The following is a 617-nucleotide window of genomic DNA, read 5'->3' as shown; positions in this document are numbered from 1 at the left end:
CAGTCCTCCGCCGGTCCCGCCTCCCCCCACCGCGCGAGCCCGAAGTCCAGCAGGCTCAGCGCGCCACCTTCGCGCAGGAAGATGTTCTCCGGCTTGAGGTCCCGGTGCGCGACACCGGCCGCGTGCACGCGCGCTACCGCCGGACACAGCCCCGTCAGCAGTTCCCGCACCCGCGCCACGGACGCCGCGCCTGAACCCGGCAGCGCCGCCATCCACGCCGCGAGCGTCTGCCCTCGCAGCAGCTCCTGCACCAGGAACGGCCTGCCCCCGACGCGCCCCTCCTCCAGCACCTCGGGCACCGTGGGCGGCCCTACGCGCCGGAGCGCCTCCGCCTCGTGGGCGAAGCGCGCATGGTGCGCGCCCAGCCCCACCTTGAGCGCGACCTCACGCCCATCCGCCTCCCTCACCGCGGTGAAGACGTGGGCGAACCCTCCCACGCCCAGCAGCGCGGCACCGGACAGGCCGGGGACGTCGGGGATCGCCAGCGGCTCCAGGGGGAAACCGGCCCCGGCGACGACGCCATTCACGGGACACGCCACGCCGGGAGCGAGGCGGCGGTGACAGACCGGACAGCGCATGGGGAGCCCCGAAGGCTACCAGAGCGCTCGCGCCAGGAC

1 protein-coding gene is annotated in these 617 nt (G+C 75.4%); it reads right to left on the bottom strand.

Features of this window, described 5'->3' with window-relative positions:
* Positions 1-578, bottom strand: a 578-nt coding sequence (locus D7X55_RS40115; protein ID WP_147470454.1) for a protein kinase domain-containing protein, incomplete at its 3' end; no start/stop codon positions are given.
* Between the last annotated feature and the right edge of the window lie 39 nt (positions 579-617).

Origin of the sequence: Corallococcus sp. AB049A (genome assembly GCF_003668885.1) — a bacterium.
GTDB classification, from domain to species: Bacteria; Myxococcota; Myxococcia; order Myxococcales; family Myxococcaceae; genus Corallococcus; species Corallococcus interemptor.
Note: the sequence above shows the minus strand (reverse complement) of the source record. Positions and strands in the feature narration are given on the sequence as shown.